Raw genomic sequence first — 13,952 nt, 5'->3', positions numbered from 1 at the left:
CACCCCATGGCAAGCGGCGGTGACCTGAGCCTCACCATCCTGGGGTTTCTGCACGAGCGGCCGATGCACGGCTACGAGCTCAAGTCGCGGCTCACGGCGCTGACCGGCCACCTGCGGCCGGTCAGCGACGGCGCCCTCTATCCCGCCATCTCACGACTGGAGGCGAAGGGGCTGGTCGAGCGGCACGAGGAGGCGGGCGCGGCGGCCGCGCGCCGGCAGGTGCTGACGATCACGCCGGCCGGTCGCGAGGAACTGCTGCGGCGGCTGCGTGAGCCCGCCGACCTCGACATCAGCGACCAGAGCCGGTTCTTCGCCCTGCTGACGTTCCTGTCGGCGCTGCCCGACCCCGCCGACCAGGCCGCGGTGCTGCGCCGCAGGCTGGCCTTCCTGGAGGCTCCTGCGAGCTTCTTCTACGACAACGGCAGGCCGGTGAAGGCGAAGGACGAGCCGGACCCGTACCGGCGCGGCATGCTCAAGATCGCCCGGGCCGTCAGCCTGGCCGAGCGCGAATGGCTCCGCGAACGCATCGAGGAACTGGACGCGACGCAAGGCTGAGCGACGCCACGCTCAGCGACGCCACGCTCATCGGAAACGCCCGCCCTGCGGCGGACGTCTTGCCGCCGAGACGCGAGCGGCCCGCCGCGCTCGGTGCGCGGCGGGCCGTCTTGTCGCGCGGTGCCCGTACGGGCGGCGGCTCAGGTGAGGCCGCGGCGGGCCAGCAGTGGCTGGATCGTGGCGTCGCGCCCGCGGAAGTTGCGGAAGGCCGTCAGCGGGTCGATGCTCCCGCCCCTGGACAGCAGCTCGCGGCGGAAGTGGTCACCGTTCGCCCTGGTCAGCCCGCCGTTCTCCTTGAACCACTCCACGCTCTCCGCGTCCAGCACCTCGCTCCAGATGTAGGAGTAGTAGCCGGCGCTGTAGCCGCCCGTGAAGATGTGGGCGAAGTAGTTGGTCCGGTAGCGCGGCCGTACCAGCGGGAAGGCGATCCCGGCCGCCTCCAGGGCGGTCGCCTCGAACGCCTCGGGGTCGGCCACGACCTCGCCGTGGGTCAGCTTGTGCCAGGCCCAGTCGAGCAGCGTGGCGGCCAGGTATTCGACGGTCTGGAAGCCCTGGTTGAACGTCTCGGCCGCCTTCAGCTTCTCCACCAGCTCGGCCGGCATCGGCTCGCCCGTCTCGTGGTGCTTGGCGTAGTTGGCCAGGATCTCGGGCCAGGTCACCCACATCTCGTTGACCTGCGACGGGTATTCGACGAAGTCGCGCGGCACGCTGGTGCCCGACACGCGCGGGTAGCGCACCTTCGAGAACAATCCGTGCAGCGCGTGGCCGAACTCGTGGAAGGCCGTGTTCACCTCGTCGTAGGTCAGCAGCGTCGGCCCGGAAGCCGGCTTGGTCACGTTGAGGTTGTTGATCACCACCGGCCGCTGCCCGAACAGGAACGACTGGTCGACCAGGTTGTTCATCCACGCGCCGCCACGCTTGCTCGCCCTGGCGTACGGGTCGAGCACGAACAGCCCCAGCGGGCTCCCGTCCTCGTCCGCCACCTCGAACACGCTCACGTCGGGGTGGTAGCCGCCCAGGTCGGGCCGCTCGGCGAAGGTGATCCCGTACAGCTTCGTGGCCGCGAAGAACACGCCGTCGCGGTAGACGCGGTCGAGCTCGAAGTACGGCCGCATCGCCGCGCCGTCGAAGTCGTAGCGGGCCTGGCGCACCTTCTCGGAGTAGAAGGACCAGTCCCACGGCTCGATCGCGAACCCGGCCTGCTCCGCCAGCGCCTCCGCCTCCTTCTTGGCGTTGCGCACGGCGGGGCCGACGAGCTGGCCGAGCATGTCCTCGACCGCCTCGACGGTCTTGGCCGTCTGGTCGGCGACCGAGTAGGCGGCGTGGCTGGGGAAGCCGAGCAGCGCCGCCCGCTCCGCCCGCAGCGTCGCCATGGTGACGGCCAGCTCGAAGTTGCCGGGCGCCCGGTTGACGCTCAGCTCGTAGAGGCGGCGGCGCACATCGCGGTCGGTCAGCCGGGCCAGGCCCGGCTGGAGGGTGTAGTTGAGCAGCGGCAGCACGTACGTGCCGTCGTCCTGGCGCAGCGCCTCGATCTCGGCCTCGTCGAACCCGTCGAGCTCCTTCGGGTCCGTCACCCGCAGCGCCGACTCGGTGGACGCCTTGAGCAGGCTCTGCGCGAACGTCGTCGAGAGCTTCGACAGCTCCTCGTTGATCGCGCGCAGCCGGTCCTGCTCCTGCTCCGACAGGTCGGCCCCGGCCCTGATGAAGTCGTCGCGGTACTTCTCCAGCAGCCAGGACTCCTCGGCGTCCTCCGTGGTGACCTGCTTGATCCTGGCCCACAGGGCCCGGTTGAGCCGGATCGCGTCGCTGTGGCGGGTCAGCTCCGGCGAGATCCGCTTCTCGATCTCCATGATGCCGTCGGTCGTGTTGGACGCGGAGACGGTGTAGAAGGCCGTGGCCGTGCGGTCGAGGATCCGCCCCGACCGCTCGAGCGCGGCGATCGTGTTCGCGAACGTCGGCGGCTCGGTGCCGCTCGCTATCGCGTCGACCTCGGCCAGCTGCTCGGCCATGCCGCGCTCGAAGGCCGGCAGGTAGTGCTCCTCGCGGATGTCGGCGAAGGGCGGCAGCTCGTACGGCAGGTCGCTGGGGGCGAACAACGGATTCTCAGCCAACGCTTGGGCTCCTCCACGTGCGTGTTTTGTCCCCTTCAGCTTGGCACGGCCGGGCACGTGACGGGAGCGGCGGACGGCGGGTCGCGGAATCGTTTTGGTCTTAGCCCCAGAGCTGGGCTATTCTTTCGGACGTCGCCAAGCGCGCTCCGCGAGGAGATCGCAGCGGTGGGGTATGGTGTAATTGGCAGCACGACTGATTCTGGTTCAGTTAGTCTAGGTTCGAGTCCTGGTACCCCAGCATTTACACGGACGTCTCCCAGCGAGATGTCCGTTTTTGTTTTACCGGGCGAGCCCGGCCAGAATTTCGGTGATCCGCCGATAAGACTTCCGCGTCGGCGCGTGCGGCCCCTTCACCGAGAAGACCTCGAACCGGTTGCCCGGCGTCGCCTCGTCGGCCTCCCTGATCATGCGGTCCTGCAGCGCCGGCGGGATCACCCGGTCCAGCGTCTGCCTGACGTAGACCCGCCGCACCCGCCCCCACGCGTCCTTGCGGCCCCTGGCGTCGGCGCTGGACACCTGGAGGCTCTCGTCCGGCAGCGACGAGTTCAGCATGGCGAGAAACTCCCCTTCCGTCCCCTCCGCCATGAACGCCGCCTTCGCCGCGGCCAGGAACTTCCTGTCGTTCGTGCGCCAGTTGAGCCTGATCGCCTTGAGCGCGGCCGGATCGCCGACGACGGCCGGCAGGATGGCCGCTCCGAGGCTCGTGCTGCTCTCCGGCGTCTCCAGATACTCGGCCGGCGAACGCAGCTTCGTGCAGCAGTACGCCCCGACGTAGACCAGCCGGTCGATCAGGCCGGGCACCTCGTCGGCCGTCTTCGTGATCGTCGAGCCGCCCAGGCTGCCGCCCACCAGGATGACCGGGCCGTACCGGGAGACCCGGCGCACCACGTTCACGGTGGCCTCCACGTAGTCGTCCAGCGTCACCCCGGCCATGGGGGAGGGGATCGCGGCCAGCGCCTTCAGGTCCTGTGGCGCCTGGTAGGCGACGTGGAACTGCTCCTCGGCGCCATGCCCAGGCAGACTCACACCCACGGTGCGATGGCCGCGCAGCACGAGCTCGGAGTCGCCTGAGGCCATGCCGTTGGAGCCGGTCACGAAGACGTACGTGGTCACTTCTCTCCTCTTCTCCTGGACGGACGCGGTGGCGCCGGTGGTGGCCGCGGTGACGGCTGCGCCCGCGCCGGTGGCGGCGGCGAGCCGGAACGCTGTTCTGCGGGTCGGTTCGTTCATGCCTCGATGCTCGCCCGTACGGCCGGAGGCGCACATCGCCCACCGGGACGGACGAGCGGCGGACGGCGGCCATCAACCGATCGGTGGACCCCCGTGCCAGGCTTGACCCCATGAGCTGGCTCGACGGCCGCGAACGCTGGGTCTATCCGGCGCTCGCCTACGCACTGCTCGCGATCTCCGCGACCGCGGCCGCCCTCACCGGCGTCCCCGCCCTGCCACCCTCGCCGGTGCCGTCACAGGTTCCGTCACTGGGGCCGTCGGAGTGGCCGTCCCCAGGGCCTGTGCAGCCGTCACCGGAGCCGCTGGAGTGGTCGCTCGCGCCCTGGCAGCTCGTGCCCTGGCCCGTGCTCGTCCTGCTCGCCGCCGCCTGGCTGGCCGCCGTTCCCTGGCTCTACCCGCGCCGCGACCGGCATCGGGTGCTCGTCGTGGGGCACTACCTCGTGCTGCTCGCGCTCGCCGCCGCGCTGTCCTTCCGCAGTACGGCCTTCGTCGTCTTCGCCTCGATCGGCTACCCGCTGGCCATCGCCATGCTCCCGGCCCGGCTGATCATGGCGGGCGTCACGCTGACCGCCCTGGTCAACGTCACCACCCAGGCGGCGCCCGGCTCGCGGGCGACGCTGCTCACGGTGATCGCCGGCGTGGCGCTGCCGCTGGTCGTGGCCGGCTGGTACGTCTCCGCCGAGCACGACAAACGCCGCCGCCTGGTCACCCGCCTGCGCGCCGCCATGGACGAGAACGCCGACCTCAACGCCAGGCTGCTCGACCAGGCCCGGCGGGCCGGCGTGCTCGACGAGCGGCACCGGGTCGCCGGCGAGATCCACGACACGCTGGCCCAGGACCTCGTGGCCCTGATCGGCCAGCTAGACGCGGCCTCCCGTACCGGGCAGGACGAGGTCCGCCGCCGCCACCTCGACCGCGCCTCCGAGCTGGCCCGCCGCGGCCTGACGGAGACCCGCAGATCCGTGAGCGCCCTGCGGCCCGAGCCGCTGGAGGAGGCCAGGCTGCCGGACGCGATCGGCCATCTGGCCAGGTCGTGGGCCGACACCGCCGGGGTGGAGCTCCGGTACGAGGTCACCGGGCAGCCCGTGCCGCTCTCCGCCGACGTGGAGCAGGCACTCTTCCGCATCACCCAGGAGGCCCTGTCCAACGTGGCGAAGCACGCCGGAGCCACCAGGACGGCCCTGACCCTCTCGTACGCGGACGAAATCGTCCTGCTGGACATCCGCGACGACGGAACCGGTTTCGCCCCGCAGGAGCGCACTGACGGCTTCGGGCTGGACGGCATGCGCCAGCGCGTCCGCGGCGTGGGCGGCACCCTGGAGATCGAGTCGGAGCCGGGCCAGGGCACGACCGTCGCGGCGGCCGTCCCCGCGCTTCCCGAGCACGGCGAGCGGCAGGATCGCGACGAGCGCTGAGACCTCAAGGGGGCCCCGGCGAGCGGCGGGATCGTGGCGAGCGGTGAGATCCTGGTGTGGACCGATGCCTGCCGAGCCGACACCCGGACAGGGAGGACCGATGGCCCTGCGGCTGCTGATAGCCGACGACCATCCGATCGTGCGCGACGGACTGCGCGCCGCCTTCGACGGCGAGCCCGGCCTTGAGGTGGTCGGCGAGGCGGCCGACGGCGACGAGGCCGTCCGGCTGGCCGCCGAGCTCGCCCCCGACGTCGTGCTCATGGACCTGCGCATGCCCGGCCTCGACGGGCTGAGCGCCATCCGCCGGCTCAGCGGCACCGGGCCGCGCATCCTGGTCCTCACCACGTTCGACGGCGACGTCCTGCCCGCGCTCGAAGCGGGCGCCGGCGGCTACCTGCTCAAGGACGCCCCGAAGGAGGAGCTGGTCCGGGCCGTGCACGCCACCCACCGGGGCGAGACCGTGCTCGCCCCCGCCGTGGCCGGCCGGCTGGCCGACCACCTGCGCAGGCCCGCCAGGGGGCAGCTGAGCAAGCGGGAGCTGGAGGTGCTGAGCCTGGTGGCCGGGGGAGCGACGAACAAGGAGGCGGCGGCCGGCCTGCTCATCAGCGAGGCCAGCGTGAAGACGCACCTGCTGCACATCTACGCCAAACTCGACGTCCGCGACCGCGCCGCCGCCGTCGGCGAGGCCTACCGCCGCGGCCTGCTCACCCGCTGATCCCCGAGGACGTATCGGGTAGAGTCGCGCCCCACTCATGGCTGAATTTCGTCTTCGCGCGGGCGGCTTCCCGCGCTTCCTCGCTCCGTTCATCGCCCCGCTCGTCCTCTTCTTCGCCGTCTGTCTCCTCCTCGGCGCCATCCTCACCAACAGCACCCCGCTCGGCGCCGGCATCGGCGCGCTCGCCACCGGTGTGCTGGTCGCCGTCCTGGCCGGCAAGCACCGCCGCCTCGCCGCGGGCACCGTCGTCCGCTTCTCCGCCGACGGCGTCGAGCTGGCCGACTCCCAGGGCTTCCGCGTCCGCCTGCGCTGGCCCGACATCACCAGGGTCGGCGTCGTGGACACGCAGCTCGCCGACCCCCGCGCGATCGGGCGTCCAGGCGCCGCCAGGGCGCGGGTACGGCCGCTGCGTTCGACCGGCCTGATCGGATGGGGCGAGCGCACGGTCCCGCCCCGCGTGCCCCGCTGGATGCGCGCCCGCCTGGCCGCCGTCCCGGTGGACCCCGCAACCGGCAGGCCGGAGGTGGCGATCCCGCTGGGAGAGTTCGATCCGCAGTGGGAACGAGGCCCGATGGGCGACTGGGTCCGGCGCCACAGAGCCGATCTGGTAGGCGGATAAGCGGTTTGGTGTGGTCTTCCGGGTGCGGTAGAGTTACCTGCGTCGCCGGGGAGACCCGGCACACCAGCTTGTGGACAGGGTCCCGTCGTCTAGTGGCCCAGGACGCCGCCCTCTCAAGGCGGTAGCGCCGGTTCGAATCCGGTCGGGACTACCACTGTCACAAGCTCACGAAGGTCCCGTCGTCTAGTGGCCCAGGACGCCGCCCTCTCAAGGCGGTAGCGCCGGTTCGAATCCGGTCGGGACTACGTCTGCAACAACCGCTCCGGTGCACTCAGCCCGGAGCGTTTTTTGTTGCCCGGCCACAGAACGCGAGATCCCCCCGCCGCGAACGGCGGCGGGGGGAATCGTCGGCAGAACCGGATCAGGGGCCGGATCAGGCGGAGCGGGCCTTGAACAGCGCCCGCCTGGCGGCCTTGGCCACCTGCTTGTCCGGATGCACCTGCGAGATCAGATCCAGCAGCTCCTCCACGTGCGCGTGCGGGATCTTCCAGATCACCTCCAGCAGGCTGTTGACCATGTCGGGCCCGATGTCGCGCAGGCTGCTCACGAACTCCGAGCGCCCGAGACCCGCCGAGATCGTCCACATGTCGAGGATGAGCCAGTGGGTGTCGTCCTGCGTCGGCTCGGGCGCGCCCTCGACCCCGAGCTGGCTCAGCTGCGTGGCCGCGTAGGGACGCAGCGACGACTGCTTGAGCGCGGCCTGCCAGGCGGGCACGGCGGCCTCGCCCAGCGTGCCGACCACGCTCGCGGCCTGCACCCTGATCAGCGCGTCGCTCTCGTCCTCGGCCGCCGCGTCCAGCAGCTCCTCCGCCGCCTTGGCGGGCTCGCGCAGCCGCATCCAGGCGGCGAACTCGGCGTCGGCCTCCTCCTCCGGCAGCTCGGCGCTCAGCGCGAGCAGCTCGTGGGCGCTCATGGACTCGATCGCCGGCCGCGCGTCGACCTCGATGTCGGCGTCGTCCACCAGGTGGATGACGCCCTCGGTGCCGAGCGGCGTGAGGCGCAGCGTGCCGTCGTCGTCGAGCTCGACCATGCCGTAGCCGGTCAGCCAGTCGACGGCGGAGGCCACCGGGTCGCCGGCCGCCTCCCATGCGTCGGCGCCCAGCTCGTCGAGCTCGGCGGCGGCCTCGGCCAGATCCCGCGACAGCTCGCCGAGATCGCGCGAGCCGCCCGCCAGCAGCAGCCGGACCAGCACCCCCCTGGTCAGGCCCGCCAGGGCCATCGTGAGGTCGTCGTCCTCCAGCTCGGGGTCGCCGTAGTCGACCGAGTGGAGCCCGAGCATCCAGGCGTCGAGGACGTCCTCGTCGTCGTCGAACGGCCACTCGGCGGTGTCGTCCTGCACCGCGACCGTGCCGGCCTCGCCCGGCTCAAGGAACTCCAGGTCGACCGCGAGGTTCCAGATGTTCCACAGCTGGGGCACGGCCTCGGCGACGGAGCCGTCGGTCTCGGGCCTGGGCAGGCCGGTGACCTGCAACGCCTCCTCCACCTCGGCGTCGGTGAGCAGGGTGTCCTCGCCGACACGCCGGCCCGAGCCGACCCACACGGCCAGATCGCGGGCCTTGGCGACCAGCGGCACCTCGCGGGCCGCGGCGGCGAGCTCGGAGTCGGGCCGCAGCCTGATCGTGTCGAGCTCGGCCAGCTCGTCGGCGAACGGCTCGAAGTCGCCGAGGTCGCCTGTCTCGGCGGCCCCGGCCTCGTCGTCGCCCTCGGAGTCGTCCAGCATCTCCTCCATGAGGTCGACGAACTCGTCCTCGACGTCGTCGAGCTCGGCCTGCAGATCGGCGAGGCTGTCGGAGCCCTTGGCCAGCCGGCCGGTCTGGGACAGGAACGTCAGGTAGGCGTCCACGGCCGGAAGCATGCCGTCGGCGGCGGCGTCGGGATCCTCCACGACCTTGGGCATGCGGTCGAGCAGCAGGTTACGCAGGTCGGCACGCTTCCACGTGCCGAGATCCTGCGAGAAGGCGAGACGGTGCCACAGGGCGGCGGGTCCCACAAGCTCGGGGTCGCTCCCGGGCGCGTTCGCACGCGCCCACATGATGAACTCTTCGAGCAGGGGTCGCAGCTCAGTGGCGGCTACCTCGATGCGATCTGTCACGCACTCAGGCTAGTGCGCCCGCGAGGCAGTCGGCTCCCGAAATACATCCTTTTGCTGATCATGACGTGCGGCGCATCGCCTCGGTGATCCGTTCGGCCGCCGCCATGACGGGCACCGCGTGCAGCCGTCCGGGCGCTCTGGTCAGCCTTTCGATGGGCCCGGAGACCGACACGGCCGCGATCACCTTCCCGCCGCTGCCCCTTATCGGGGCCGAGACGCTGGCCACCCCCTGCTCGCGCTCTCCCACGCTGTGCGCCCAGCCCCTGCGCCGTACGGAGGCCAGCGTGGCGGCGGTGAACTTGGCGCCGCGCAACCCGCGGTGCAGCCGGTCGGGCTCCTCCCAGGCCAGCAGGATCTGCGCCGCCGAGCCGGCCGTCATGGGCAGCGCGGAGCCGACGGGAACCGTGTCACGCAGGCCGCTGGCGCGCTCTGCCGCGGCCACGCACACGCGTTCGTCACCCTGGCGGCGGTAGAGCTGCGCGCTCTCCCCCGTGAGGTCGCGCAACTGCATCAACACGGGCGCGGCCACCGCGAGCAGCCGGTCCTCGCCGGCCGCCGTGGACAACTCAGACAGCCGGGGGCCGAGCACGAATCTTCCCTGTGTGTCGCGACTCACAATCCTGTGGTGCTCAAGTGCGACCGCCAGCCGGTGGGCGGTGGGGCGGGCCAGGCCGGTCGCCTGGACCAGCTGAGCCAGCGAAGCGGGTCCCGCTTCGAGGGCATTGAGTACAAGAACCGCCTTGTCGAGTACTCCGACTCCGCTAGAGTTGTCCATACACCGATACTGCCGTCTCGACATATGAGAAGGCAAGTCGGATGATTCTCAAGGAGGAGATCATGGGCCGCACACTGGCCGAGAAGGTCTGGGAGCAGCACGTAGTCCGTCGCGCGGAGGGCGAACCGGACCTGCTCTATATCGACCTGCACCTCATCCATGAGGTGACCAGCCCGCAGGCGTTCGACGGACTCCGTCTCGCCGGCCGGAAGGTGCGACGGCCCGATCTCACCATCGCCACCGAGGACCACAACGTCCCGACCCTGCTCGGCCCGATCTCCGACCCCGTGTCCAAGACCCAGGTCGAGACCCTGCGCAAGAACGCCGCCGAGTTCGGCATCCGGCTCCATCCGATGGGCGACGCCGGTCAGGGTGTGGTGCACATCATCGGGCCGCAGTTCGGCCTGACCCAGCCGGGCATGACGATCGTGTGCGGCGACTCCCACACCTCCACCCACGGCGCGTTCGGCGGCATCGCGTTCGGCATCGGCACCTCCGAGGTCGAGCACGTGCTGGCCACGCAGACGTTGCCCGCCTACCGGCCCAAGACGATGGCCATCGAGGTCTCGGGCGAGCTGCCCGCCGGCGTCACGGCGAAAGACCTGATCCTGGCCATCATCGCCAAGATCGGCACCGGCGGCGGCCAGGGCTACATCGTCGAATACCGCGGCGAGGCCGTGCGCAAGCTCTCCATGGAGGGCCGCATGACCGTCTGCAACATGTCGATCGAGGCGGGCGCGCGGGCGGGCATGATCGCCCCCGACGAGACCACGTTCGCGTACCTGAAAGGCCGCCCGCACGCGCCGGAGGGCGAGGCGTGGGACCAGGCCGTCGAATACTGGACGTCGCTGCGCACCGACGACGACGCCGTGTTCGACAAGGTCGTCGAGATCGACGCCTCGACGCTGACCCCCTACGTCACGTGGGGCACCAACCCGGGCCAGGGCCTGCCGCTGGGCGAGTCCGTTCCCGACCCCGAGTCGTTCGCCGACCCGGTCGCGCGCTCGGCCGCCGAGCGGGCGCTGGAATACATGGGCCTGCGCGCCGGCACGCCGCTGCGCGAGATCGAGGTCGACACGGTGTTCGTCGGCTCCTGCACCAACGGCCGCATCGAGGACCTGCGCTCGGCCGCCGAGATCCTTCGCGGTCGCCAGGTCACCACCCGCACGCTCATCGTGCCCGGCTCGATGATGGTCAAGCGGCAGGCCGAGGAGGAGGGCCTGGACGAGGTCTTCAAGGCCGCGGGCGCCGAGTGGCGCGAGGCCGGCTGCTCGATGTGCCTGGGCATGAACCCCGACACGCTCAAGCCGGGCGAGCGCAGCGCCTCCACCTCCAACCGCAACTTCGAGGGCCGGCAGGGCAAGGGAGGCCGCACCCACCTGGTGTCGCCGCAGGTCGCCGCCGCGACCGCCGTCACCGGCCGCCTCACCGCCCCCGCCGACCTGTAAGGAGACAGACAGATGGAAGCCTTCACCACCCACACCGGTACGGCGGTGCCGCTGCGTCGCAGCAACGTCGACACCGACCAGATCATCCCGGCCGTCTGGCTCAAGCAGGTCAGCCGCACCGGTTTCGAGAAGGGCCTGTTCGCCGCCTGGCGCGAGGACCCGACGTTCGTCCTCAACGACCCCTCCTACGAGGGTGCCTCGATCCTGGTCTCCGGCCCCGACTTCGGTACCGGCTCCTCCCGCGAGCACGCGGTGTGGGCGCTGCAGCAGTACGGGTTCCGCGTCGTGATCGCCGCCCGCTTCGGCGACATCTTCCGCAACAACTCCACCAAGATGGGCCTGCTGCCGGTCATCCTGCCGGCCGAGCGGGTCGAGGCGCTGCAGGCGGCCGTCGAGGCGGACCCGAAGCTGGAAGTGACCGTCGACCTGGGCGAACGTCAGGTGCGCTGGGCCGGCGAGGTCGTCGCGTTCGAGATCGACGACTACACCCGCTGGCGGCTGACGGAGGGGCTCGACGACATCGGGCTGACCCTGCGTCACGCCGAGGACGTGGCGGCGTACGAGAATGGTCGGCAGCCATGGCTGCCGACGACCGTCTAGAAGACGACCTGGAAGACGACGAACTGGCGCGGCGGTTGCGCGAGGCGCACCGCCGCGTCCGCATGCTGCCCGCCGCGGAAAAGGACCGGATCGCGCGCCGTTATCTCGCGATATGCGACGTCGCGAAGCGAGATCCGGAAAGGGCCGCGGTACGCCTCGAAGCGTTTCTGGCCTCCCTTGACGACGCGTACGACACGCCACGAGACGAAGAAAACACGCCGGGTGATTGAGTTCCCTCGCGATCCCGCCTACTTTCGAGCCCGTAAGGGGTTTCTACGTCGAACTCGTGAGCTGGAACCCCGAGCCGTAACTGGGGGAGCAGGACTTTCATGAACAAGCGAGAACTCGTCGAGGCCATCGCGGATCGGGTGGGCGACAGGAAGACGGCCACCGAGGCCGTCAACGCGGTCATCGACGCCATCCAGAAGGCTGTGGCCAGTGGCGACAAGGTCTCGATCACGGGCTTCGGCGCGTTCGAGATGGTGAACAAGCCCGCCCGCACGGCGCGTAACCCGTCGACCGGCGCGGAAATCAACGTCGCCGAGAGCTGGGCGCCCAAGTTCCGTCCCGGCTCGGATTTCAAAGAGCTGGTGAACACGGGCGGCAAGAAAATCGGCAAGAGGAAGTAAACGCGAGCGGACCAGCACGCCCGGGCCGGCCGGCCCGGGCGTCCGCTTTTTCTAGGCGTCCGCCACCGGGAAAGTCGACAGCGTGATGTAGCCGATCTCGCCGCCGGACATCGCGAGATTGACCCGCTGGCCGGAGCGGAGCAGGCGCAGCGGGCCAGCGTCGAAGGCGGGGGCGCCGAACGGAAGGACGGTGCCGTCGTCGAGGAAGACCGTGCCGGAGCGGGTGGTCTCGTCGAAGGTGCGTACGGTCCCTTGCATCCGTTCAGATTAATCGCTTCCCGTCCGTCCGACGAGCACGCTCAGGCGGGTGGGGCCGGGTCCGAGGACGGGATGAGGCCCGGGTCCGGCCACAGGTCGGCCACGACCGCCGCCGTGTGCCGCCCCAGCCCCAGCCGCACGGCCGCGCGCAGGTCGTCGGGGGTGTCCACGTCACGCCTGACCGAGTCGATCCCCGGCACGCACAGCTCCTTGGCCCCGCCGGCCAGGTGCTTGGCCCGCGACTCCCCGCCGAACCTGGGCGTGAACGGCCGGCCCGGCCGTACCCCGTAGAACGTCGTCCCGACGTCGAGCGCGTCGGGCACGAACGACTGGTCGAACTCGGCCGCCGCCTCCAGCGCCAGCGCCAGCTCGGCAGGGCGCAGCGCGGGCAGGTCGGCCTGCAACGCCCCCACGGCGTCGCCCGGCGCCAGGCGTACGGCATGGGCGGCCCCCGTGCGCAGCGCCGTGTTCAGCCCCCGGTCGGGGTCGGACACCACGTCGGCGCCGAGCGCGTCCAGCGGCCCCGCGGCGGCCGGATCGGCCGTGACCACGATCACGCGTGCGACCAGCGGGCAGGCGAGCGCCGCGGAGACGGTGTCGCTCGCGACGGCCACCGCCAGCCGCGTCCTGTGCGGGCCCGTCGCGGCGGCCAGCCGGGTCTTCGCCGCGACCAGCGTCTTCACCGGAATGACCAGGGACCAGCGGATGCTCATAGGCTAAGCATCGCGCCTCGACATCCCGCCCGGCCAACCGGGAGACTTGGGGCGCATCCCGCAGGTGTTGGAGGAGACCATGAGCCGCCCCACGCGACCATCGCGTTTCTGGGAGACCTTCGCAGTAGTCGTGGTGAAACCGCTGTCCACGCTCCTGGTCAAGCGTGACTGGCGCGGAGGCGAGCGTATCCCGAAGACCGGCGGCGTGATCATCGCGACCAATCACCTGTCCTGGGCCGACCCCGTTCTGCTGTCGCACTTCCTCTACAACAACGGCCGCTGGCCGGTGATCCTGGCCAAGTCGGGCCTGTTCAAGATCTTCTTCCTGGGGTGGGCGGTGCGCAGCCTGCTCGCCATCCCGGTGGCCAGGGGCAGCAGCGAGGCGGCCGAGTCGCTGCGCATCTCGGCCGAGCGGCTGGCCGACGGGTGCGCGATCCTGTTCTACCCGGAGGGCACGTGCACTCGCGATCCCGACCTGTGGCCCATGGTGGGCAAGACGGGCGCCGCCCGGCTGGCGCTGGAGAGCGGCGCCGCGGTCATCCCCGTGGCCCACTGGGGGGCGCAGGAGCTGCTGCCGTACGGGGAGAAGAGGCCCAGGCTGTTCCCGCGCAAGACGTTCGGCGTGTCGGTGGGGCCGCCGGTGGACCTGTCGAAGTACGCCGGCCGACCGCCGCACGCCGACGTGCTGCGCGAGGCGACGGCCGACATCATGGCGGCGGTCACCGCGCAGCTCGCCGAGCTGCGCGGCGAGAAGGCGCCGGAGACTCCCTACGATCCCGCCGGACGGTGATG

General features: G+C 71.0%; 15 protein-coding genes and 3 tRNA genes. 12 read left to right on the top strand and 6 right to left on the bottom strand.

What is annotated here, in order from left to right; all coding sequences use genetic code 11:
• Positions 1-6: 6 nt before the first annotated feature.
• Positions 7-555, top strand: a complete 549-nt coding sequence (locus AB0C27_RS26420; protein WP_357848457.1) for a PadR family transcriptional regulator — start codon at positions 7-9, stop codon at positions 553-555.
• Between the two features lie 140 nt (positions 556-695).
• Here AB0C27_RS26420 and AB0C27_RS26415 read toward each other — a convergent pair whose 3' ends face one another.
• Entirely contained in the window at positions 696-2,666 is a 1,971-nt protein-coding gene (locus AB0C27_RS26415; RefSeq protein ID WP_357848455.1) for a M3 family metallopeptidase, read from the bottom strand.
• Between the two features lie 166 nt (positions 2,667-2,832).
• Between AB0C27_RS26415 and AB0C27_RS26410 the strand changes: the two genes are divergently transcribed.
• Positions 2,833-2,904 (top strand) — tRNA-Gln (locus AB0C27_RS26410).
• Between the two features lie 41 nt (positions 2,905-2,945).
• On the opposite strand, the gene AB0C27_RS26405 is transcribed toward AB0C27_RS26410, so the two are convergent.
• Complete coding sequence (locus AB0C27_RS26405; RefSeq protein ID WP_357848453.1) at positions 2,946-3,896, bottom strand: alpha/beta hydrolase; 951 nt, start codon at positions 3,894-3,896, stop codon at positions 2,946-2,948.
• Between the two features lie 110 nt (positions 3,897-4,006).
• On the opposite strand from AB0C27_RS26405, the gene AB0C27_RS26400 reads away from it, so the two are divergent.
• The 5 genes from AB0C27_RS26400 (at position 4,007) to AB0C27_RS26380 (ending at position 6,890) form a co-directional block, all read left to right on the top strand.
• On the top strand, positions 4,007-5,311 hold the full coding sequence (locus AB0C27_RS26400; RefSeq protein WP_357848451.1) for a sensor histidine kinase: 1,305 nt from the start codon (positions 4,007-4,009) through the stop codon (positions 5,309-5,311).
• Between the two features lie 100 nt (positions 5,312-5,411).
• Positions 5,412-6,026: a response regulator transcription factor gene (locus AB0C27_RS26395; RefSeq protein WP_346111359.1), complete on the top strand. Its 615-nt coding sequence runs from the start codon at positions 5,412-5,414 to the stop codon at positions 6,024-6,026.
• A 37-nt stretch (positions 6,027-6,063) separates the two neighbouring features.
• Entirely contained in the window at positions 6,064-6,645 is a 582-nt protein-coding gene (locus AB0C27_RS26390) for a hypothetical protein (protein WP_357848449.1), read from the top strand.
• Between the two features lie 78 nt (positions 6,646-6,723).
• Positions 6,724-6,799, top strand: a tRNA-Glu gene (locus AB0C27_RS26385).
• 18 nt (positions 6,800-6,817) lie between these two features.
• Positions 6,818-6,890, top strand: a tRNA-Glu gene (locus AB0C27_RS26380).
• A gap of 128 nt (positions 6,891-7,018) precedes the next feature.
• On the opposite strand, the gene AB0C27_RS26375 is transcribed toward AB0C27_RS26380, so the two are convergent.
• Entirely contained in the window at positions 7,019-8,737 is a 1,719-nt protein-coding gene (locus AB0C27_RS26375) for a hypothetical protein (protein ID WP_357848447.1), read from the bottom strand.
• 58 nt (positions 8,738-8,795) lie between these two features.
• Complete coding sequence (locus tag AB0C27_RS26370) at positions 8,796-9,512, bottom strand: IclR family transcriptional regulator (RefSeq protein ID WP_043618626.1); 717 nt, start codon at positions 9,510-9,512, stop codon at positions 8,796-8,798.
• A gap of 62 nt (positions 9,513-9,574) precedes the next feature.
• On the opposite strand from AB0C27_RS26370, the gene leuC reads away from it, so the two are divergent.
• The 4 genes from leuC (at position 9,575) to AB0C27_RS26350 (ending at position 12,189) form a co-directional block, all read left to right on the top strand.
• The gene (gene leuC, locus AB0C27_RS26365) at positions 9,575-10,960 is read left to right on the top strand and encodes a 3-isopropylmalate dehydratase large subunit (protein WP_357848445.1); all 1,386 of its coding nucleotides are present in this window, start codon (positions 9,575-9,577) and stop codon (positions 10,958-10,960) included.
• Positions 10,961-10,972: 12 nt separating this feature from the next.
• A complete protein-coding gene (gene leuD, locus AB0C27_RS26360) occupies positions 10,973-11,560 on the top strand; it encodes a 3-isopropylmalate dehydratase small subunit (RefSeq protein ID WP_357848443.1) in 588 nt (195 codons plus the stop codon).
• The gene (locus AB0C27_RS26355; protein WP_357848441.1) at positions 11,539-11,790 is read left to right on the top strand and encodes a hypothetical protein; all 252 of its coding nucleotides are present in this window, start codon (positions 11,539-11,541) and stop codon (positions 11,788-11,790) included. Before leuD ends, AB0C27_RS26355 begins: the two co-directional genes overlap by 22 nt.
• A 99-nt stretch (positions 11,791-11,889) precedes the next feature.
• Complete coding sequence (locus AB0C27_RS26350; protein ID WP_346111352.1) at positions 11,890-12,189, top strand: HU family DNA-binding protein; 300 nt, start codon at positions 11,890-11,892, stop codon at positions 12,187-12,189.
• 51 nt (positions 12,190-12,240) lie between these two features.
• Here AB0C27_RS26350 and AB0C27_RS26345 read toward each other — a convergent pair whose 3' ends face one another.
• Together AB0C27_RS26345 and cofC are read right to left on the bottom strand one after the other, a co-directional pair.
• Positions 12,241-12,447 carry a hypothetical protein gene (locus AB0C27_RS26345; protein WP_357848439.1) on the bottom strand — a complete coding sequence of 69 codons (207 nt, stop codon included), beginning with the start codon at positions 12,445-12,447 and terminating at the stop codon, positions 12,241-12,243.
• A gap of 41 nt (positions 12,448-12,488) precedes the next feature.
• Complete coding sequence (gene cofC / locus AB0C27_RS26340) at positions 12,489-13,160, bottom strand: 2-phospho-L-lactate guanylyltransferase (protein WP_357848437.1); 672 nt, start codon at positions 13,158-13,160, stop codon at positions 12,489-12,491.
• Between the two features lie 79 nt (positions 13,161-13,239).
• Here cofC and AB0C27_RS26335 point away from each other — a divergent pair, with 79 nt between their 5' ends.
• Positions 13,240-13,950, top strand: a complete 711-nt coding sequence (locus AB0C27_RS26335; RefSeq protein WP_357848435.1) for a lysophospholipid acyltransferase family protein — start codon at positions 13,240-13,242, stop codon at positions 13,948-13,950.
• Positions 13,951-13,952: the final 2 nt, after the last annotated feature.

The organism is Nonomuraea sp. NPDC048882 (assembly GCF_040649755.1).
In the GTDB taxonomy this organism is placed as follows: Bacteria; Actinomycetota; Actinomycetes; order Streptosporangiales; family Streptosporangiaceae; genus Nonomuraea; species Nonomuraea maheshkhaliensis.
This window is presented reverse-complemented; position numbering and strand designations above follow the sequence as displayed.

Coding starts and splice junctions, on each gene's coding strand:
- AB0C27_RS26390 (WP_357848449.1), top strand. CDS start 6,064: ATGGCTGAATTTCGTCTTCGCGCGGGCGGCTTCCCGCGCTTCCTCGCT.
- AB0C27_RS26395 (WP_346111359.1), top strand. CDS start 5,412: ATGGCCCTGCGGCTGCTGATAGCCGACGACCATCCGATCGTGCGCGAC.
- AB0C27_RS26370 (WP_043618626.1), bottom strand. CDS start 9,512: ATGGACAACTCTAGCGGAGTCGGAGTACTCGACAAGGCGGTTCTTGTA.
- cofC (WP_357848437.1), bottom strand. CDS start 13,160: ATGAGCATCCGCTGGTCCCTGGTCATTCCGGTGAAGACGCTGGTCGCG.
- AB0C27_RS26345 (WP_357848439.1), bottom strand. CDS start 12,447: ATGCAAGGGACCGTACGCACCTTCGACGAGACCACCCGCTCCGGCACG.
- AB0C27_RS26405 (WP_357848453.1), bottom strand. CDS start 3,896: ATGAACGAACCGACCCGCAGAACAGCGTTCCGGCTCGCCGCCGCCACC.
- AB0C27_RS26355 (WP_357848441.1), top strand. CDS start 11,539: ATGGCTGCCGACGACCGTCTAGAAGACGACCTGGAAGACGACGAACTG.
- leuC (WP_357848445.1), top strand. CDS start 9,575: ATGGGCCGCACACTGGCCGAGAAGGTCTGGGAGCAGCACGTAGTCCGT.
- AB0C27_RS26420 (WP_357848457.1), top strand. CDS start 7: ATGGCAAGCGGCGGTGACCTGAGCCTCACCATCCTGGGGTTTCTGCAC.
- AB0C27_RS26400 (WP_357848451.1), top strand. CDS start 4,007: ATGAGCTGGCTCGACGGCCGCGAACGCTGGGTCTATCCGGCGCTCGCC.
- leuD (WP_357848443.1), top strand. CDS start 10,973: ATGGAAGCCTTCACCACCCACACCGGTACGGCGGTGCCGCTGCGTCGC.
- AB0C27_RS26335 (WP_357848435.1), top strand. CDS start 13,240: ATGAGCCGCCCCACGCGACCATCGCGTTTCTGGGAGACCTTCGCAGTA.
- AB0C27_RS26350 (WP_346111352.1), top strand. CDS start 11,890: ATGAACAAGCGAGAACTCGTCGAGGCCATCGCGGATCGGGTGGGCGAC.